General features: G+C 65.2%; 17 protein-coding genes. 9 read left to right on the plus strand and 8 right to left on the minus strand.

The features are described from left to right. Nucleotides 1-3 precede the first annotated feature (3 nt). The 7 genes from EDF71_RS01260 (at nucleotide 4) to EDF71_RS01290 (ending at nucleotide 7,837) form a co-directional block, all read left to right on the plus strand. On the plus strand, nucleotides 4-690 hold the full coding sequence (locus EDF71_RS01260) for an aldolase (RefSeq protein WP_133854816.1): 687 nt from the start codon (nucleotides 4-6) through the stop codon (nucleotides 688-690). 67 nt (nucleotides 691-757) lie between these two features. Next, the gene (otnI, locus tag EDF71_RS01265) at nucleotides 758-1,567 is read left to right on the plus strand and encodes a 2-oxo-tetronate isomerase (RefSeq protein WP_133854817.1); all 810 of its coding nucleotides are present in this window, start codon (nucleotides 758-760) and stop codon (nucleotides 1,565-1,567) included. Between the two features lie 88 nt (nucleotides 1,568-1,655). Continuing rightward, complete coding sequence (locus EDF71_RS01270) at nucleotides 1,656-2,501, plus strand: MurR/RpiR family transcriptional regulator (protein ID WP_133854818.1); 846 nt, start codon at nucleotides 1,656-1,658, stop codon at nucleotides 2,499-2,501. Nucleotides 2,502-3,275: 774 nt separating this feature from the next. Next, nucleotides 3,276-3,995 carry a response regulator transcription factor gene (locus EDF71_RS01275; protein WP_243854113.1) on the plus strand — a complete coding sequence of 240 codons (720 nt, stop codon included), beginning with the start codon at nucleotides 3,276-3,278 and terminating at the stop codon, nucleotides 3,993-3,995. A gap of 10 nt (nucleotides 3,996-4,005) precedes the next feature. Continuing rightward, nucleotides 4,006-5,373, plus strand: a complete 1,368-nt coding sequence (locus EDF71_RS01280; protein WP_133854819.1) for a HAMP domain-containing sensor histidine kinase — start codon at nucleotides 4,006-4,008, stop codon at nucleotides 5,371-5,373. 379 nt (nucleotides 5,374-5,752) lie between these two features. Then, nucleotides 5,753-7,180, plus strand: coding sequence for an MFS transporter (locus EDF71_RS01285; RefSeq protein WP_133854820.1), 1,428 nt, complete (start codon nucleotides 5,753-5,755; stop codon nucleotides 7,178-7,180). Between the two features lie 9 nt (nucleotides 7,181-7,189). Then, a complete protein-coding gene (locus tag EDF71_RS01290) occupies nucleotides 7,190-7,837 on the plus strand; it encodes an aspartate/glutamate racemase family protein (protein WP_133854821.1) in 648 nt (215 codons plus the stop codon). Nucleotides 7,838-7,868: 31 nt separating this feature from the next. Here EDF71_RS01290 and EDF71_RS01295 read toward each other — a convergent pair whose 3' ends face one another. The 3 genes from EDF71_RS01295 to EDF71_RS01305 form a co-directional block, all read right to left on the minus strand. Then, nucleotides 7,869-9,146 carry an FAD-dependent oxidoreductase gene (locus EDF71_RS01295; protein WP_133854822.1) on the minus strand — a complete coding sequence of 426 codons (1,278 nt, stop codon included), beginning with the start codon at nucleotides 9,144-9,146 and terminating at the stop codon, nucleotides 7,869-7,871. Next, nucleotides 9,143-9,994 (minus strand): NUDIX domain-containing protein, encoded by an 852-nt coding sequence (locus EDF71_RS01300; protein ID WP_133854823.1) that lies wholly within the window; start codon nucleotides 9,992-9,994, stop codon nucleotides 9,143-9,145. The genes EDF71_RS01295 and EDF71_RS01300 overlap by 4 nt, the downstream gene beginning before the upstream one ends. A gap of 101 nt (nucleotides 9,995-10,095) precedes the next feature. Further along, entirely contained in the window at nucleotides 10,096-11,076 is a 981-nt protein-coding gene (locus EDF71_RS01305; protein ID WP_133854824.1) for a quinone oxidoreductase, read from the minus strand. Nucleotides 11,077-11,190: 114 nt separating this feature from the next. Here EDF71_RS01305 and EDF71_RS01310 point away from each other — a divergent pair, with 114 nt between their 5' ends. Both EDF71_RS01310 and EDF71_RS01315 read left to right on the plus strand, forming a co-directional pair. Then, nucleotides 11,191-12,093, plus strand: a complete 903-nt coding sequence (locus EDF71_RS01310; RefSeq protein WP_133854825.1) for a DMT family transporter — start codon at nucleotides 11,191-11,193, stop codon at nucleotides 12,091-12,093. A gap of 107 nt (nucleotides 12,094-12,200) precedes the next feature. After that, on the plus strand, nucleotides 12,201-13,067 hold the full coding sequence (locus EDF71_RS01315) for a DUF2076 family protein (RefSeq protein ID WP_133854826.1): 867 nt from the start codon (nucleotides 12,201-12,203) through the stop codon (nucleotides 13,065-13,067). Between the two features lie 79 nt (nucleotides 13,068-13,146). On the opposite strand, the gene EDF71_RS01320 is transcribed toward EDF71_RS01315, so the two are convergent. The 5 genes from EDF71_RS01320 to EDF71_RS01340 all read right to left on the minus strand — a co-directional run bounded on the left by EDF71_RS01320 (nucleotide 13,147) and on the right by EDF71_RS01340 (nucleotide 19,949). Beyond that, a complete protein-coding gene (locus EDF71_RS01320; protein ID WP_133854827.1) occupies nucleotides 13,147-13,974 on the minus strand; it encodes an SDR family oxidoreductase in 828 nt (275 codons plus the stop codon). Between the two features lie 151 nt (nucleotides 13,975-14,125). Then, complete coding sequence (locus EDF71_RS01325; RefSeq protein ID WP_133855008.1) at nucleotides 14,126-14,998, minus strand: DMT family transporter; 873 nt, start codon at nucleotides 14,996-14,998, stop codon at nucleotides 14,126-14,128. A gap of 73 nt (nucleotides 14,999-15,071) precedes the next feature. Beyond that, nucleotides 15,072-16,379 carry a DUF3422 domain-containing protein gene (locus EDF71_RS01330; RefSeq protein ID WP_133854828.1) on the minus strand — a complete coding sequence of 436 codons (1,308 nt, stop codon included), beginning with the start codon at nucleotides 16,377-16,379 and terminating at the stop codon, nucleotides 15,072-15,074. Between the two features lie 140 nt (nucleotides 16,380-16,519). Next, on the minus strand, nucleotides 16,520-17,170 hold the full coding sequence (locus tag EDF71_RS01335; RefSeq protein WP_133854829.1) for a hypothetical protein: 651 nt from the start codon (nucleotides 17,168-17,170) through the stop codon (nucleotides 16,520-16,522). 292 nt (nucleotides 17,171-17,462) lie between these two features. Next, nucleotides 17,463-19,949 carry a TonB-dependent siderophore receptor gene (locus EDF71_RS01340; RefSeq protein WP_243854114.1) on the minus strand — a complete coding sequence of 829 codons (2,487 nt, stop codon included), beginning with the start codon at nucleotides 19,947-19,949 and terminating at the stop codon, nucleotides 17,463-17,465. Between the last annotated feature and the right edge of the window lie 82 nt (nucleotides 19,950-20,031).

The raw sequence follows: 20,031 nt of genomic DNA on the forward strand, positions 1-20,031 counted from the left end.
TTTATGGATGAAACCAGCGCCCGCGCCGAGATCTGCCGGGTAGGCGCATCGCTGTTCCAGCGCGGCTATGTGCATGCCAGCGCCGGCAATATCAGCGTGCGCCTGGCCGATGGCTACCTGATCACCCCGACCGATGCCAGCCTGGGCCAGTTGGTGCCCGAGCGCCTGGCCAAGCTCGATCTGCAAGGCCAGCAGCTGAGCGGTGACCGCGCCAGCAAGACCATCGTGCTGCACCGGCGCATTTACGAGGCCAGTGCCAACACGCCAACGCCGGCTGGCTGCGTGATCCACACCCACAGCCGCCAGCTGGTGGCCTGCTCGCTGCAAGCCACTGCCGTGCCGGAGGTGGTGCCCGCCGCCGAGCTGCTGCCCGCCCTGACGCCCTACTTTTTGATGAAGGTCGGCCGCGTGCCGCATATTCCCTACCACCGCCCCGGCTCGCCCGATGCGGCGCAGGCCGTGGCCGAGGCGATTGCGCAGTACGCAGCCGCCGGCAAGCCGATCCGCGCCGTGATGCTGGCACGCCTGGGGCCCAATGTCTGGCACGAGAGCCCGGCTGCCGCCATGGCCGCGCTGGAAGAGCTGGAAGAAACCGCTCTGCTCTGGAACCAGTGCCGCCAGCAGCCACCCGCGCCACTGAGCGAGGCCCAGATTGACGAGCTGCGCCAGAGCTTTGGAGCCCACTGGTAAAACCTCATCCTGCCTGGCACGCACGGACCCTCTGCCTGCCGGCCGCCCCTTTTTTGGAAAGCACCCCATGCCCCGTTTTGCTGCCAACCTGTCCATGCTCTACAACGACCTGGACTTTCTGGACCGCTTTGCCGCCGCCGCCCGCGATGGTTTTACGGCCGTCGAGTACCTCTTCCCCTACGCCTACGCGCCCGAGCAGCTGGCGGCTTTGCTGCAGCAACAGGGCCTGCAGCAAGTGTTGTTCAATGCCCCGCCCGGCGATTGGGACCGGGGCGAGCGCGGCATTGCCTGCATCCCCGGGCGTGAGTCCGAGTTCCGCGACGGTATTGCGCAGGCGCTGCGCTATGCCAAGGCGCTGCAATGCCCGCGTCTGCATGTGATGGCCGGCCTGGTGCCTGCGGGCGCAGATGCCGCTACCGTGCGCGCCACCTACATCGCCAATATCCGCCATGCGGCCGAGCAGGCGGCGGCGCAGGGTGTGCGCATCTTGCTGGAGCCCATCAATGGCCGCGATATGCCCGGCTTCTTCCTGAGCCGCCAGGACCAGGCCCATGCGCTGGTCGCCGAAATTGGCGCCGCCAATGTGCAGGTGCAGATGGACCTGTACCACTGCCAGATCGTCGAAGGCGACCTGGCGATGAAGATCCGCCAGTACCTGCCCACCGGCCAGGTCGGCCACATCCAGATTGCCGGCGTGCCCGAGCGCCATGAGCCCGATGTGGGCGAGCTGAACTACCCCTACCTGTTTGCGCTGCTCGACAGCCTGGGCTACGACGGCTGGATTGGCTGCGAGTACAAGCCCGCACGCGGCGCAGCGCCCCATGCCACCAGCGATGGCCTGGGCTGGTTCAAGCCTTATCTGGCCAAGGCTGGGTAAGCACCGCCGTGGTGGATGGGGTGGATGGGGTGGCCTAGAATCGCCTCATCCCCCTTTAGCCGCAGGCCCACCGGCCCGCCGCCATGCGATGCGACCACAAGCGACCGAATCCTTTTTGCAGCGGGTGCGCCAGCACCTGCAGGCACTGCCGGCCACCGAGCGGCAACTGGCCGACTTTGTGCTGGAGTTCCCCGGCGAGCTGGCCAGCTATGCCGGCAATGAGCTGGCCCAGCTGGCGAAGGTGTCGCCCTCCACGGTGAGCCGCTTTATCCGCCGCCTGGGCTATGAGAACTACGAAGAGGCGCGCCGCCAGGTGCGCGAGGACAAGCAAAGCGGCTCGCCGCTGTTCCAGTCGGCGGCCCAGGCTTTTCAGCGCGGGCAGATGCTGGCCACGCACCGCGAACGCTCGCTCGCCAACCTGACAAATACCCTGGACCAGCTGAGCGAGCCGCAGCTGAGCGAGATCGTGCAGGCCATCATCGCTGCGCGCCAGGTGCTTATCTTTGGCAGCCGCAGCAGCCATGCCTTTGCACAGTACCTGCGTTGGCAAATCATCCAGGTGGTGCCCCAGGTCATCAGCCTGCCCGGCCCCGGCGAGACCTTGGCCGAGTACACCACCCAGCTGGGCAAGAACGACTGCGTCATCCTGTTTGGCATGCGCCGCCAGACCCGGCAAATGGCCGCACTGCTGGCCAGCGCCAGCAAGGCCGGCGCCTCGGTGCTGCTGGTCAGCGACCAGGCCTCCCCCCACTACGCCGCTGCCACCTGGTCCATCCAGTGCGACTGCCATGGCCCAGGCCTCTTGGACAACCATGTGGCCGTGATGGCCGTCTGCGACCTGCTGGCCACCATGGTGCTGGAGGCCGCCGGCGCGCCGGGCCGCAAGCGGCTGGCGGCCATTGAGCAGCAGCATGAGCAGCACCAGGAGTTCTAGGCAACCTGCATAGACGTGCAGACTCTCCGGCCGATGGGCATGCAGCGCAGCAACGCTGTAGTGCTTGCTTTAAAAGTGAATGAGGCGGGTGGGAGAGAAGTGCCTGTGCGCTCCACACATCCAGAAAACGGCTGTGGAGCAGGCAATCCCCGTGGCACATTTCCACATGGCCTCCACATCGTGCGACTGACCAACGGATCTGAACGGAACCTGCTTAGCGCTGATGGGGACGCGCTTGATCGGTCTTGGGCCGCTGCAGCCCACGAACGGTACGCACCCATCGCCATCCTGCAGGCTCTGACAACCAGGTGGGCGTGCGGAACTGGCCGAATGCGCTTTTGGGCGGATGTGCAAGGCCTGTCGAACCTGGCAGCGCCGCTTCTGGGCGTGGAATGCTTGGGGTGGCCCGGACGGGCCTTGGGTGATCCACCACCAGCTGGCCTGCGTGCTGCACCCCTGTCGCTTGGCTCTGTTGGCGATGGGCAGGCTCGTGGCCCCCTGTTTGTGCTTGCGCGGCCATGGAGAGGGACATGATCGCCAGGGCTTTGGCTACGGTACCCAGCCACAAGGCGAAGGGTCTGTTCTGCTTGAGAAGCATGAGGGGTAGTCCTTTGGAGGTGTTGTGTTCCCTGGCAGTGGACCATTTCCACATTGCCTCAACATGGCGCCTACGGGCACATTGATCTGCACTGGTACGAGGGCGCACATGGAAGCACAGCAGCTGTATTGGGTCATCACCAAGGTTGCCGGAACATTGCGTCATGAAGCGCGCGGATGTGGTACTTTCCTGCGCTTACCCAATACAAGAACCGAGCGCTCTGCATGCGAATACTGATGGTGGAGGACGAACCAGAAATGGCGTCGCTGATACGGCAAGCTCTGGAAGCGCAGGGCATGGTGGTCGATGGGGCCGTATCCATCCTCCAGGCCCGGGCCGCTTTGCAGCAACCTCTGCATGATCTGGTGTTGCTGGATCGCCAGTTGCCGGATGGGGATGGAGCCAGTCTTATCGTTGAGGCGCGCAGCAGTCGCCCGCACTTGCCCATCATCTTGCTGACCGGAAAAAGAGACGTTGCCGAACGCGTGCACGGCCTGGACTTGGGTGCGGATGACTATCTGAGCAAGCCCTTTGCCGTTGAGGAGCTCATGGCCCGCATCCGGGCGATCGGCCGCCGTCCTGCCCAAGTGAGCATACCCACGGTGAATGTGGGTCGCCTCACCTTCAACTTCAGCACCCGGGAAGCGCTGGTGGACAGCCTGCCGGTGCCCCTGCCGCGCCGCCAACTGCTGGTGCTGGAAGCGCTGTGCCTGCGCGCTGAACGCACGGTGCTGCGCGAATGGCTGATTGAGCGCGTCTACGGCTTTGAAGACGAGATCCAATCCAATGCGCTTGATGCGCACATCTCCAAACTGCGCCGCCAACTGGAAGCGGTGGAGGCCGGGGTCACCATCCATGTGATCCGGGGCATAGGCTACCTGCTCAAGGCGAACTAGCGTGAGGAGGTTGCGCAAATCGCTGGTCCTGAAACTGAGCCTGAGCCTGATCGGGTTTCAACTGGTCATTTTCATGGTGGTACTGGCCGGTTTCTCATGGATCGTCGCCCTGAAATCATCGGGCACGGTGGACGAAGGCGTGGTGGGCACGGTGGCGAATTCGATCCAACGCGATGCCCAGGGCAGGCTGGTGCAGGCCGACACCGAGGAGGTCCGTCGGCTGGCAGCCCTCTCCATGCTCTGGTTTGTCGCCTCAGACGGGAAAGGACAGGAGCTCCGCCATGGGCCGGTGCCAGCCCATGTTCAGGGGTTGGTAGCGGCCTTGCCCTCTTTGGGCGAATCGGGCCTGTGGGCGCGCCATGATCCGGCGGTGTTCGCCTTGCGTGTCGTTATCCACGAGGCGCCCTTCGGGCAGCTGTACTTGCTGGTAGGCGGCGCCCCTTCGCAGGGTTTTTGGGCGGCCTTCAGCATCATGCTGGCCGTGTTCGCGCTGCCGCTTTTGCTGCCCTTGGTTCTGGTAACCCTTGCTGTCGTTCCTTGGCTCACCCGGCGGGCGCTAGCGGGTGTGTCTCGCACGGCGCGGCAGGCCGAGGCGATCAATATCCGCGAGCGAGACGCTCGGCTGGAAGAGGATGGCTTGCCTGCAGAGGTGCAGCCGCTGGTCAAGGCGGTGAACGATGCGCTGGCCCGCCTTGGCCAGGGCTACGACGCGCGGGATCGCTTCCTGGCCGATGCGGCCCACGAACTGCGCGCACCCATCGCCATCCTGGAGCTCCGGGTCGGCATGCTGACATCCGGAACGGCGCGAACGCGCCTGCTGGCCGATGTGGCACGCCTGTCGAACCTGGCCGAGACGCTGCTGGATCTGCAGCGCCTGGGGCGCCAGGGCCAGGAATTGAATGCACTGGCCGCTATCGACTTGCGCGCAGTGGCGCTGCAGGTGGGCGCCGACATGGCACCCCTGGTGATCGACGCGGGATATGCGTTTGAGGTCAACAGCGTTGACGCGCCCCTTCATGTCGAGGGTGACGGGCCGGCCTTGGGACGTGCCCTGGTCAATCTGCTGCAGAACGCAATCGTGCATGGTGGCGGCCATGGCCTTATTGCTCTGGACGTGGAGGCCAACACCACGCACGGCAGCTTGCGCGTGCATGACCAGGGACCGGGCGTGCCCCTTGAAGAACGGGAACGCATTTTCGAGCCCTTTTATCGCCTGCACCCGAGCGACCAAGGCACCGGCCTGGGCCTGCATTTGGTGCGGGAGATCATCGATCTGCACCATGGCTCTGTGGAGGTCATGGAGGTAACGGGCGGTGGGGCCTGCTTCGAGATTCGCCTGCCCCTGATAAAGGATTCCGCAACGCTGCCTGCGCGCTGATTCAGGCGCCGCCCAATGGTCGATACCCCCGCGAGTCTTGGACAGCTTAGCGGCTCCTCAGGCAGATGTCAGACAGATGTCAGGCAGATGTGAGCGCTTCGCATACGGCCTCGGTCACTTGAACAGTGGTGGCCTGGCGCCCGCAGCCATGACCGCTGCATGAGCTGCTGCGGCCTTGTTTTCAGAAATCGCCCCACCACCCCCTTGCCCCCAATGCCACCCTGGATGGCACGTTGCTTGCTAAGCATGCCTGGTGCATGAAATTTCAATTTCATATGCACCATATTAGTGAAATACCTATACCAAACTTCGATGAACTGCCCAACACTGGCGCAGCGATCCGAATCGAGCAAGTACGACTCTTCTCAAGGAGCTTTCAATGGCTGGTGGACCTGCACTTTCCTCTGCACCCGACTCTCCCAAGGTGGCCGAACTCGACCAGGCCCTGGACAAGATAGGGGTGACCCGCTCACACCACACGATCATCTTTTTGATCCTGATTGGCTGCCTGTTTGACAGCTTCGAGCAGAACGCGGTCGGCATCATCGGGCCCATGCTCAAGGAGCAATGGGGGCTGACGGCGTCGGACATCGGCATGCTCAATACGGTGACCTTTGCCTGCGCGGCGATTGGCCGCATCGTCTCGGGCTATATCGCAGACCGCTATGGCCGGCGCGTCATGCTGTCGGTGGACCTGCTGCTGTTCACCATTGGTGCGGGCATTTGCGCGATGGCGCCCAACCTGGCGGTGATGGCGCTGGGCCGCGCGGTGGTGGGCTTTGGCCTGGGGGGCGAGATTGCGATTGCGGTCACCATGCTGTCGGAGTTCTGCTCGTCCAAGTTCCGGGGCACGGCCGTCGGCCTGGTCAATGTGGGCGCAGGCGGGCTGGGCAATTTTCTGGCACCGGCCTTTGGCTTGCTGGTGTTCTGGATCTTCCCCGGCGACAACGGCTGGCGCTGGCTCTTTGTCTGCCTGATGGTGCCGGCGCTGCTGGCTGCGTTCTACCGCCGATATATCCCCGAGACGCCGCGCTTTCTGCTGTCGCAAGGCCGCATTGCCGAGACCAATGCGGTGCTGACGCGCCTGGCATCGGGCAAGCTGGCGGGCGCTGCGCAAGCCAGCCACCCCTATATCAGCGATGACGGCAGCAGCACCACGGCGACCAAGATCAAGGTGCGCATTACCGAGATTTTCCGGGGCGCGCTGGGGCGCCGCACCGTGCCGCTGTGCATCACCATCTGGATGACCTATGGCGCGCAGATTTCAGTGCTGACCTTGATGCCAACGATTCTGGTGGGCCTGGGCTACAGCATGTCCAAGAGCCTGCTGTTCACGATGGTGATGCAAAGCGGCAGCCTGTTGGGCGCGATTGCGGCCTCGGCGCTGGGTTTTCACTTTCCGCGCAAACGGGTGCTGACCGCCGGCGCGATCTGCGCCTGCCTGGCAGCGCTGACGATTGGCTTTGCCGCCAAGAGCATTGTGGTGCTGCTGATTGCCGGGGCCACCTTCCAGTTCTTTGTGCTGCTGCTCAACACCACCATCTGGATCTATGCCCCCGAGCTCTACCCCACCCGTGTGCGCGCCTTTGGCACCGCCTTCATCCTGGCCACCGGCACAGCGGCCGGTGCGCTGATGCCGCTGGTGGCAGGCCGCCTGTTTGATGGCTTTGGCCTAGGCGGCGTGTTTGGCCTGGCCGCTGCGATGTACCTGATCTTCATCATCAGCGTGCAATGCGTGCCTGAAACCTATGGCCGCTCCCCCGATGCCGAGCCCCTGGCTGGCACGCCTGCCACGCCCCAATCCTAGTTTTGCTGCATGCCCAAAATCCTGCTGATCAACCCCAATGCTTCCGAGGCCACCACCGCAATGATGGCCGATATCGCCCAGCGCTCGGCGCCTGCGCAGTGGCAGATTCTGCCCCGCACCGCCGGCAAGGGCCCGTCGATGATCGTCAATGCGACCGAGCTGGCGCAAGCTGCGCTGGAGGTGGAAGACTGCTGGCACGAGGCGCCCAGCGACTGCGCTGGCACCATCATCAGCGCCTTTGGCGACCCGGGGCTGGAGCGGCTGCGGGCCCTGAGCGCCGTGCCCGTCGTCGGCATTGCCGAGGCTTCGATGCTGGAAGCAGCCAGCGGCGGCCGGCGCTTTGGTGTGGCCACTGTGACGCCGGATTTGGTGGAGCCGATTGCCGGGCGGGTGGCTGCCGTGGGTTTGACCCATCTCTACACCGGCATCCGCCTGACCGAGGGCGACCCGCGTGCCTTGGCCGCTGATGCCCAGGCCTTGGAAGAAGCACTGGCGCGTGCGGTGCAGCGCTGTGTGGACGAGGATGGCGCGCAGGCCGTGATCATTGGCGGCGGCCCGCTGGGCCAGGCCGCCATTGCACTGGCCGAGCGCCTGCACCTGCCGGTGATTGCGCCGATACCGGCGGCGGTGCGCAGGCTGGCGCAGCTGATGGGCTGAGCGAACAAACGATCAGCCGCACCAATGCGGTTTAGCCAGCGGTACGCAACTGCCAGAAAGGCAGCGCCTGCGGCCCGCACATCCCGTTCGCAATGCGCTGGGCCGTCGGCAGCGAGCCGGTCAGGCCCAAATGGCCATGGCCCACGGCCAGCCACAGGCCCTGGATCGCATCGATATGGCCCACCACCGGCACGGAGCCCGGCAGGCAGGGGCGGTGGCCCATCCAGTGCTGGGCTTCCAGGCCGGCCAGGGCCGGGAAGGCCTCGCGTGCAATGCGCTCGATGCCAGCAGCGCGGCGCGGGTTGGGAGGCGCCGTCAGGCCAGCGATCTCGACCGTGCCGCCTACGCGCAGCCCGCCTTCCATCGGCGTAATAAATACCTTTTTGTCGGCCAGCACCACGGTGCGCTCCACCAGGTGCTGGGCACCGGCAAACTGGGCGTGGTAGCCGCGTTGCGATTCGATCGGCAGCAGCATGCCCAGGGGCTTGAGCAGTGCAGGCGCCCAGGCACCAGCGGCCACCACCACATGCGGCCAACGCTGCGCATCCAGCGCGGCATCGCCGGTGCGCACGGCCCAGCCCTTGTCATCGGGGCGGATGGCCTTGACCTCCGCCTGCACCAGCTTGCCGCCGCGCTGCACAAAGGCATGCAGCATGCGCTGCACATAGCGCAGCGGATTCAGGATGGTGCCGTGGTCCGCCAGGTAGCGGCCATGGGCATAGCCCTGGGGCGCCTGGGGCTCCAGTGCCTCGATGCCAGCGCGGTCCAGCTCCTCGACCTGGTAGCCGTATTTGGCGCGCAGCTGCCAGCCGGTGGCATCTTTTTGCGCATAGTCGGCATCGGGGTAGAGGTGCAGATGGCCGCGCCGCATGAACAGCTCGGACACACCCAGGTTCTGCGCCAGCGCCGCATGCGCATCGACGGCGCCCTGGTACAGGTCGTTGAGGCGCTCGGCCGCAGCGGCCACCCGCTTGGGCTCGGCCGATTGCGCAAAGGCCACCAGCCACGACGCCGCCTTGGGCAGGTGCTTCCAGCCAATCGACAGCGGGCCGTCCTGGTCCATCAGCATGCCGGGCACGGTCTTCAAGATGCCGGGCAAGGCCAGCGGCGCGACCGAGCCGGGGCTGATCGCGCCGGAGTTGCCGTAGCTGCATTCCATGCCGGGCTCGCCCCGGTCGATCAAGGTGACGGCCACGCCATAGCTTTGCAGCGCCAAGGCCGTGGCCACGCCGACCACACCGGCACCCACCACCACCACCTGCTTGGGTGCCTGCACCGGGGCGCCCTGCTTGTTCGCTGTCTCTGTCATGTCATCCAATCTGCAAAACCGGCCCAGACCAAGGCGGCCTCGGGCGTGAATCGTGCCTGCGCCAGCTGCTGCTGGACCTCATCGGCCTGCCACAGCGCAAACTGCGCCACTTCGCCATCCTGGTTGCGGGGCGCCATGCCCTCGGACACGGTGGCGGCATACCAGTGGATGTCTTCGTACATATAGCCCAGGTCGTCGCCGCCATCGCTGTCGGGCTGGCGAAATCGCAGCACGCCGCCATGGCGCAGGCCTTGCAGGTCGGCGATCTGCAGACCGGCCTCTTCCCAGGTTTCGCGGGCCAGCGCTTGCTCCAGGCTGTCCTGGGCCGAGACCATGCCGCCCATCAAGGTGTCCCAGTGCAGCGGGTAGTTGGCCTTGTTGGCCGCGCGCTGCTGCACCCACAGGCGCCCATCCGGGGCCATGCCCACCAGGTGGACGGCCAAGGTGGCAATGCCCAGCACGCGCACTGCCCCGCGCTCTACGGTGCCGATGCGGCTGCCATCCACTGCCTGCACAGCCAGCTGCTCATTGCGCCAGGGACCGCTGCGGCCGGCATCGCGCAAGGCATCGGCCAGGCGCCCCATCAAGGTGGTGGCATCTTGCGTGGGCGATTCCAGCAGCCACACCGCTGTGCCCGAGCGCTCGCGCTTGGACAGCAGCGCATCACCGCCCAGGCGCCCTGCAATACCGGTCTCGATCAAGAAATGCTCGACCAGGGAGCCAACTGCCTGGCCATTGACCCAGAGCGGCAGCCTGGCCTTGCGGGGTGGCGACTGCATGGCCGTGCGCGCAGCAGCCAGCCAGGCGGGCGGCTCGGGCGCGAACTGCGGGGGAGAAACAGGGGACATGGGGCACTATCAAAATAAAAGCAGATGGATGTTAGTCCATCTGCGCCTGGCGGCAGGCCATGCCCACCCAAAACCCGATGCCTGCATCGGCTACGGAAATATCAAGGCAGCAAGATGCTGCTGCCCGTGGTCTTGCGCGCTTCCAGCGCGCGGTGCGCGGCCTGCACTTCAGACAATGCAAAGCGCTGCGCAATATGGATCTTGACCTGGCCCGAGCCGACGACGGCAAACAGGTCATTGGCCATGGCCTGGCAGGCCTCGCGCGAGCGCAGATGGGTAAACAGCCCCTGGCGGGTGACATAGAGGCTCTTGGCCGCCAGGATGGCCGGCGCAAAAGGCGGCACCGGGCCGGAGGCATTGCCAAACGAGACCATCAGGCCAAAGGCGCGCAGGCACTGCAGCGAGCCATCCCAGGTGTCCTTGCCGACCGAGTCATAGACGACCTTGACGCCCTTGCCGCCGGTGATGTCCTTGACCCTCTCGGCAAAGTTTTCGGTACGGTAGTTGATCGCTACCTCGGCGCCATTGGCCAGCGCCAGCTGGCATTTCTCGTCAGAGCCGGCGGTGGCGATCAGGCGCAGACCCAGCGCCTTGGCCCATTGGCAGGCGATCAGCCCCACGCCACCGGCTGCGGCGTGAAACAGCACAAAGTCGCCCGAATGCAGACCCTCGACCGGCTTGGCCTGGCGCAGCAGGTACTGGGCGGTCAGGCCCTTGAGCATCATCGCTGCGCCGGTCTCAAAATCAATGCTGTCGGGCAGCTGGCAGACATAGGTGGCGGGCATCACCCGCACTTCGCTATAGCTGCCGGGCGGGTTGCTGGCATAGGCCACGCGGTCGCCCGGCTGCAGGTGCTGCACGCCATCGCCCACGGCCTCGACGACACCGGCGCCTTCCATGCCCAGGTTCAGTGGCATCGGCAGGGTGTAGAGGCCGGTGCGCTGGTAGACATCGATGAAATTGAGCCCGATGGCATGGTGGCGGATGCGCACCTCGCCCGGGCCGGGCGCGCCGACGTCCACGTCGACCAGCTTCATCTCCTCGGGTCCGCCATTGCGGGCAATCTGTACTGCCAAAGACATGGGAATTCTCCTGTGTGAACTGAGATAGGCTCGGGGGTAGGTTCTGGGTGCTGCCAGTCACCATGCTGCCACGCTTTCCTACCAGTTGCTGTCACGGGGATGTACAGTCTCGCGATGCAACAAAAAATGACACCGTCGACCATGGCGCTGCTGACCGCCGCCCCGCTGATGTGGGCGGGCAATGCCGTCGTGGGTCGGCTGGTGCATGAGCTGGTCTCGCCGATGCTGCTGAACTTTGTGCGCTGGCTGCTGGCCTTTGCCATCCTGCTGCCGCTGGCCTACCCGCTGCTGCGCCGGGACAGCCCGCTGTGGTCCCACTGGAAGCGCTGGGCCATCATCGGCCTGCTCGGCATTGGCTGCTACAACGCCTTCCAGTACATGGCGCTGAAGACCTCGGGGCCCATCAATGTGACCCTGGTGGCATCCAGCATGCCGCTGTGGATGATGGCCTTTGGCGCGCTGTTCTTCCAGACCCGCATTACCCGGCCGCAGATGCTGGGCGCGCTGTTTTCAGTCAGCGGTGTGCTGCTGGTGCTGAGCCATGGCGACTGGCAGCAGCTGACCCAGCTGCGCCTGGTGCCGGGGGATCTGTTCATGCTGCTGTCTACCGCCTGCTGGTCGCTCTACAGCTGGCTGCTGGTGCGCACCTATGAACCCGCTGGCATCAAAAGCCAGTGGGCGCTGCTGCTGATGGCCCAGCTGGCCTTTGGCCTGCTGTGGTCGGGCCTGTTTGCCGGCACCGAATGGGCGATTGGCGCCAGCCAGCTGCAGATGAGCAGCACCCTGCTCTGGGCCATTGCCTATATCGTCATCGGCCCGGCCATCCTGGCCTACCGTTGCTGGGGCATGGGCGTGCAGCGGGTGGGGCCCACGGTGGCGGGCTTTTTCAGCAACCTGACGCCGCTGTTTGCAGCGGTGCTGTCCGCTGCGTTTCTGGGTGAGCCGCCCCGGCTCTACCATGCAGCGGCCTTTGTGCTGGTGGTCGCCGGCATTGTGATTTCGTCGCGCCGGACCTGATCGCTTACAACCTGCTACGGAAAGAACGCGGGCTTCACACTGGCGCCCTTGCGCAAGCGCACAGTGCATCCCATATGCGGTGACACCACCATCGCAAGGATGCCGAGATGAATGCGCAAGAACAAACCCTGATCGAGAACCTCTTCCAGCAACTGCGCCAGCTCGATGGCCAGCCCAAGGATGGCCAGGCAGAAGCCTGGGTGCGCCAGCAGGCCCAGCAAACCCCGGATGCGTTGTACTGGCTGACCCAGCGCGGCCTGCTGCTGGAGCAGGCGCTGCAACAGGCCCAGCAGCAAGAGGCGCAATTGCAAGCCCAACTGGTCGAGGCCCGGGCTGCTGCCGCTAAACCGGCTGGCGGCAGTGGTGGCAGCTTTTTAGGTGCCGGGCTGGACACGCATTTTGGCCGTACCCCCGATGCCAACCTGGCCAGCCGCAGCCCAGCGGGCTATGCGCCCAGCTCTCCGCAGAACAACGCCGCCCCTGCAGGCTATGGCGATACGCCAGCGCCGGCCAGCAGTGGCCGCTGGTTTGGCGCGGCCCCGGCAGCGCCCGCCCCTATCCCCGCCCCCATGCCTGCGCAACCCAGCGCTGGATCAGCAGCGGGCGGCTTTTTGGGCCAGGCTGCTGCCTCTGCCGCCGGTGTGGCGGGCGGCATGCTGCTGTTCAATGGCCTGAGCCATCTCTGGAGCAATCCTGCCCAAGCGGCGACCACCCCCAGCCATGCGGCTAGCACCAGCAGCCCGGCGGCGGACAGCGCCAGCACGGCCAGCTCCAATACCAACAGCAGCGGCGACAACAGTGGTCTGGACCAGCTCGCCCAACAAGCCGGGCGTGACCATGTGGATTCTTCCGTCAACCGGTGGATGCCCGATTCGGACAGCAGCAACACCAGCAATAGCAGCAATAGCCAGGACGTGGCGGACTATGACAGCGGCGACGATGGTTTTGACTTTTTTGATGACGACCAGGCCTGATGGCCGTCAGCCTCAAGTTCAGATGTAAAAAAACCGCCCGGGCAATTGCTCGGGCGGTTTTGCTTTGGGTTGCCAGTGCTTAGAAAGTACCGACGTAGGAGCCGCCGTCCGGCAGGATATTCTGGCCGGTGATATAGGCCGCCTGCTGGCTGCAGAGGAAGGCGCAGATGGCGCCAAACTCATCGGCGGTGCCGTAGCGGCCGGCGGGAATCTGCTTTTGCTGCGCTTCGCGGATATCGGCTTCGCTCTTGCCGGTCTTGCTGGCCGTGGCCGAGATGGTGGCAGCGATGCGGTCGGTGTCGAACTTGCCGGGCAGGATGTTGTTGATGGTCACGCCCTTGCCAGCAATGGCGCTGCGTGCCACACCGGCCACAAAGCCGGTCAGGCCGCTGCGCGCGCCGTTGGACAGGCCCAGGATATCGATAGGCGCCTTGACGGAGCTGGAGGTGATGTTGACGATGCGGCCAAAACCGCGCTCGGCCATGCCGTCGATCAAGGTCTGGATCAGTGCAATGGGGGTGAGCATGTTGGCGTCCAGCGCCTTGACCCAGGCGTCACGGTCCCAGTCGCGGAAATCACCGGGTGGTGGACCGCCAGCGTTGTTCACCAGAATGTCAAAGCGCTGGCCTGGGCCGCCTTCGGCATTCAGCACGGCAGCACGGCCGGCTTCGGTGGTGATGTCTGCGGCCACGGCGATCACCTGGGGTGCCACGCGGCCCGGGGCGGCGGCTGCCCACATGGCGGCCATCACCTTGAGCTGGCGGGCGGTGTCCTTCAAGGCTTCTTCGCCGCGGGCGTTGATGACCACGTTGACGCCTTCATTAACCAGCGCCTGCGCGCAGCCACGGCCCAGGCCCTTGCTGGCCGCGCAGACCAGTGCCCATTTGTTGGCAATTCCAAAATCCATATTCAAATCTCCTTGTGGGTATAGATGCTATGTCACAAACCGCAGAAGTGCTGGCGCTGCTCGCCTTGCCCTTGTGAGTCGCCAAGACGACCCAGAAAACCGGCGGTTTGCGCTGGAGGCAAGGCCACGACGCATCCCGCGTTGACGACGCTTATGGTCTTTTGGCCTGGTGGGTGAACACATAGATGCCGGTCAGCACCAAGGCTGTTCCGCCCACCATCACCGGGGTCAAGGGCTCGCCGAGCAGCCACACGCCCATCAGGATGGTGGACAAGGGCCCGATCATGCCGGTCTGGGCAACCGTGGCAGCGCCCAGGCGCTCGACCGCCAGCATCACCAGCAACACCGGCACGGCGGTGCACAGCGTTGCGTTGAGGACGGACAGCCAGATGACGGCCGAATCCACCTGCGCGGCCTGCAGCGGCCGGGTCAGCAAAAACTGCGCAATGCAGAACAGGCAGGCAAAGCTGGTGGCCAGGCCCACCAGGCGCAAGGCGCCCAGGCGCTTGACATACTGGGCGCTGTAGACCAGGTAGACGGCATAGCTCACGGCGCTCAGGAACACCAGAGTGGCGCCCCAGCCCACCTGCTGGCCCGCGCCATGCGTGAGCAGCTCCACACCAAACACCAGCATCACGCCGGCATAGCTGATGGCCAGGCCCAGCAGCTGGCGGCCGCTGGCCACCTTGCGGTACAGCAGCCAGCCCAGCGCCAGCACCAAGGTGGGGTTGAGGTAGAGGATCAGCCGCTCCAGCCCCGCGCTGATATAGCTCAGCCCGGCAAAATCGAGGTAGCTGGAGAGGTAGTAGCCGCAAAAGCCCAGGGCGATGACGGCCAGCCAGTCACGCAGCGACAGCGCCGGTTTGCCCCGCCCTGCCCACCAGGCCATGATGACAAACAGCGGCAGCGCAAACAGCATGCGGTACATGATCAGGGTGATCGCATCGACGCCATGGCGGTAGGCCAGTTTGACGATGATGGCCTTGCCACTGAAGGCGATGGCGCCAACGACGGCGCAGACCATGCCGGCCCGGCGTACGCTGGGCGTGAGCACCGCAGCCGGTGCAACAGAAACAGACAAGATAACTCTCCAACAATCAGTGCTGATCCGCCGAACCGTGGAACAAGCGATGGTGCATGCGGCGAATCGACCACCAGACGCCCAAGCCTATCACCGGGATGGCCAGCGCCGCCGTCGTTTCTGGCGACAGTGGCCACCCACATTTCTGCAGGCCCTTGGCCAGGTAGCTGATGAGGCCGGTGAAGTAGTAGGTGATGGCCGCCACCGACAGGCCCTCGACGGTGGATTGCATCTTGAGCTGCAGGCCCTGGCGCTCGTTCATCGCCTTGAGCACCGCCTGACGGCCCTGCTTCTGGCTGATGTCGACCCGCGTCTGCAGCAGGTTGCTGATGCGCGAGACACGCTGGGACAGTGCCTCCAGCCGCTGGTGGGCGGACACGCAGGTGTTGCGCGCGGGGGTCAGGCGCCGGTCCATGAAATCGCCAATGGTCTGGTAGCTGCCCAGGCGCGTTTCCTGGATATCGCCCACGCGCTGCTGCACCAGCGCAAAGTAGGCGCTGCTGGCCGAGAAGCGCGAATGGTGGGCGGCGTACTGGCTCTCCACCTGGGCCGCCAGGCGGGTGAGCTGGTCGAGCAACTGCGGCTCGCTGGCGGCACCGGCGCTGCGGATGGCGGAAGACAGCTCGGCCAGTTCGGACTCGGTGCTGGCGAGCTTTTCCATGGTTTCGCGCGCCGCAGGCAGGCCCAGCAAGGCGGCCATGCGGTAGGTCTCGATCTCCAGCAGGCGCTGCACCAGGCGGCCATTGCGCGCAGCCGACAGGCTCTGGTTCAGTACAAAGAGGCGCGATGCGCCGTCCGAGTGGATGGAGAAATCAGTGTAGATCTGCGCCTTCTGGTCGGAGGCCTTGGAGGCCACGAGCTTGTCCTCGTACAGCCAGCGCTGCTCGACCTTTTTCTCCAGCGCGGGCGATGCGGGCAGCACCCAGGCGTTCATCGCCAGCAGGCAGCGGCCCGGCAGACCGGCCAGCCATTGGGCGGGCACCAGGTCGCTGGCCGAAGGCAGCTCGGCCTCGTCCAGCGCCTCGGGGCGGATGGGCACCATCCAGGTCCAGGAAACAAACTCGGTGTGCAGCTCCCAGCGCAGGCGGCCATTGCCCAGGTCCAGGCGCAGGTGGTTGGCCTCGGCATCGGGCACGGGCAGCTGCAGATCGCGCAGCAGCTGGTGCAACCACTGGCGGCTGGCCGCGCGCTCGGCGGCATCGGCCCACATCACCGTGCAGAACACGGCGGTGTTGTCGGGCAGGGCTTCAGGGGGGCGGGAATGGACTTCGTTGTGCAGCGCACGGCGCAGGTCGTGCTGCTGCAGCAGGGGCAGGTTTTTCATGAAAGACAAAAAGCGGCAATACGCAGACGGCAAACCATCGAACTGCTGCAATTGTCGTGCCAAGCCAATACTTGTGCAGGCGCCCGCTCAAAAGCGGCGCGCCTGCCCCTGCGGGGGATGAGCGCCTTATGGCGTTGGCCTTACTGCGGCACCTCAAAGCTCAGGGTAGCGGTGTGGCGCACCTCGTCGTACTGCTTGTCGCCCAGCTTCACGCTGCCGTTGTTGACCCGGGCCGTGACCTCCATCACATAGAGGCCGGGGAAGGATGGCGTAAAGCTGACGGTGCCATCCTTGGCGGGTGCCAGCACGCGGCGCCAGCCTTCGCTGGTGTCCACATTCACCTGGCTGGCTGCCACCGGCCGGCCCTTGAACATCAGCTGGTAGGTGTTGCCCTGGGGCGTTGTCGGCACCAGTTCCAGGTCATTGACGGCCTTGGTCTCCTGGCGGCCAAAGCGGGCCTGGTAGTAGGTCAGCACGCCATCGCTGCCGGCACGGGTGGCGGCAAAGCGCTGGTCGGCCGGGGCGCCCTCTTCCTTGGCCAGGATGTAGGGGTCGGCCGATGCCGGCACGGTCTTGCCTTCTGCTACTACCTGGCGCGGTTCGCTCAGTTCGCTCAGTTGGCCTGGCGTCTTGTGCAGCTCGCCCACTTGGGCGCGCGTCTGGCCGTTCTCGGTTTGCAGCCACAGGTAATCGGCCTGGGCGGGCAAGACAGCGCCGACGCTGGCAGACACGGCCAAGGCCGCTGCCAGCAGTGGGCGAAACAGGGTGGATGGTTGGGTTTTCTTGGACATAAGCTCCTCCTCTTGGGCTGGATGGGATGGCTGGCGGGTTCCCGGCGGCGGCATGCGCAGCGGCGTGCGCAATGGCACGGGCGGGGAAAGCTGGCTCAGGGGTTGGCCATCGCGGGGCGCTGCGGGCAGGCCCCGATGCAAACAGAATGGGGACTGGCGCTAAAGGCCTGCCCATCCGCTTGCGGATCGCAACGCGCAGCCTAACGCAGTTTGTGCGCTGCAAAACCCGAACCCTGCCGTTTTTTGGACAAGGCCGGGCGCTGCCACGGCGCGTTGGCAGCTCCGCCTGCAATTACAGCTTGGGCGTGTACTTCAGGGTCAGCATGGCATTGCGCGGATCGCCATAGGTGCCGCCGGTGTAGCCGACAAAGCCCGGCAGGATGTAGTGCTTGTCAAACACGTTGTTCACGTTGAGGGCGACGCTGACCTCGGGCGTGGCCTGGTAGGCCAGGCGCAGGCTGGTGATGGTGTTGCCTGCCACCTTGAAGGAGCGGTCATAGCTCAAGGTATGGCTTTGCGCGACGACGCCAGCGCCCACACTCAGCCGGTTCCAATCGCCAGGCAGCTGGTAAGACAGCCAGGCGCGCAGCATGTGCTTGGGCGTCCAGGTGCTGAAGACCTGGCCCTGGTTGGTCGGGTCGTTCAGGAACTTGCTGGTGTTGAAGGTGTAGCCGACCATGGCTTGCAGGTCGCGCGCCACTTCGCCGCTCACTTCGGCCTCTACACCCTGGCTGCGCACCTTGCCGGACGAGGTGGAGCAGTACCAACCATCGCAGGCATAGCCGGAGGCCAGGTCATTGACGGCGCGGTTCTTGTGGTTGTAGCGGAACAAGGCCAGCGAGGTGTTGAGCTTGCCGTTCATCAGCGCGCCCTTGATGCCCAGCTCGTAGTTGGTGCCGGTGATCGGGTCGAGCACCTTGCCCTCCACCGTGCGCTCGGACTGGGGCTCGAACACGCTGGTGTAGCTGCCGTACAGCGACCACTCCGGGGTGAGTGCATACACCAGGCCGGCGTAGGGCGTGATCTCGCCCGAGGTTCCGATGACCTGGCGCTCATCGGTGACGGCATTGGTGTAGAGCGAGTCATACCAGCTGCTGCGCGCGCCCACAATCGCCGTGAGCGGCTCGGTCAGGCGCGTGCGCAGGCTGCCGTAGATGCCTTTTTGCCGCACATCGTAGGCGGACTTCCACTGCCGGCCACCGGCGGCCAGCAGGCTGTCCAGGCTGGGCTCGGGGCGGTGGTGGTCGATGTTGAAAATATCGGCCCCGGCCGTGAAAGTGCGGGCATAGACATCGTTGGAGCGGTATTTGGAATAGTTGGCGCCCACTGTCACATCGTGGCGCAAGCCCGCCAGCTCAAAGCGGCCGTTGATGAAGGCATCGAAGGCGACCTTCTTCAGGTCGAAATCGGTGTACCAGTCGTCATAGGTCACATCGCCACCACCGGCTGCCACCGTGCCGGTCATGCGCTGGTGCAAGGAGGCGTTTTGCTCGCGCATCTGCAGCGCCGAGACCTTGAGCTTCCAGTCGTTGTTGATGCGGTGGTTCAGGTCGGCATAGACCGTCGTCTGCTTCACGTTCGAGCGGTTCCAGTTGGAACCAGTGAAGGTGGAGCGCGGCAGGTCGGGCATGCTGCCATCGGCATACAGCGGCAGGCCCATGATGAAGGGGCGGCCCTTGCTGTCGAGCTGGCTCACGCCAAAGCCGACCGTGGTGTCGGGGCTGATGTCGTAATCCAAGGCGGCGTAGAGCGAGCGTGTGCGCTCATTCACATAGTCGACAAAGGAGTGGCCACGCGACTCATCCACCACCAGGCGGCCACGCAGGCTGCCCTCGTCGTTCAGCGGGCCACCGGCATCGAGCTGCAGGCCATAGCGGTCCCAGGAGCCGGCGCGGGCGGTCACGGTGACAGTCGTCTCCCGCTGGCCGCGCTTGCGCACCAGGTTGACGGCACCACCCGGGCTGCCCGTGCCCTGCAGCAGGCCCGAGGCGCCACGCAGCACTTCCAGCCGGTCGTAAAACACCATGCCCTCGGTCCCCCAGTTGCCCAGCGAGTAATGGTTGCGCGGAATCGCCACACCGTCGTACTGCCAGGCATCGATCTGGAAACCACGCGAGGCCAACACCATGCCCTGGCCCACGCCCTGCAGCCCCATCGTGCCGGTCACCTTGTTCATCGCATCGCGCAGGTCGCTCACGCCCTGCTCGTCGAGCTGCTTGCGCGTCATCACGCTGATGGACTGCGGAATGTCCTTGAGCGACTGGTCGCCCTTGTTGAGGCTGACGGCCGAGGCCGCCAACGAGCCCGTGCCTTCGCTGGTCGCGTTGCGCTCGCCTTGCGCGGTGACCGTCACCGTCGGCAAGGTGCTGGTGTCGGACGCCGCAGGCGTTGCCTTGATGACCATGGCCTCGCCCTGGCGCACCGCCATCAGGCCGCTGCCGGCCAGCAGACGGTCCGCCGCTTGCTGCGGGGTGAGCGTGCCGGAGACGGCGGGCGCCGTCTTGCCCTCCACCAAGGCCGGCGCAAAGCCGATGGACACGCCCGTGGCTGCCGACAGTGCCTGCAGCGCCGCGCCCAGCGGCTGGGCCGCAATCGACAGGCTGCTGGCCTGGTTGGCTGGGTTGGACGGTGTGGCGGATTGCGCATGTGCCGCCAGCGGCATCGTCAGCACCAGCGCGGCTGCCAGCGCCAGCGGTGCGGAGTGGAAGCGGGCCATGGTGGATACCGAAGAAGTGCGCGAAGGCGCGCGGGAAGCGAGGGAAAAACGGGTGGAGGACATGGTCAGGCAATGCAGTAAATAAATCTCATTACCTTCTATGACGCACCGGGTTCGCAGAACTGCACCCTGCTTTTGGTATTTT

The sequence above is a fragment of the Comamonas sp. JUb58 genome (genome assembly GCF_004364775.1).
In the GTDB taxonomy this organism is placed as follows: domain Bacteria; phylum Pseudomonadota; class Gammaproteobacteria; order Burkholderiales; family Burkholderiaceae_C; genus Comamonas.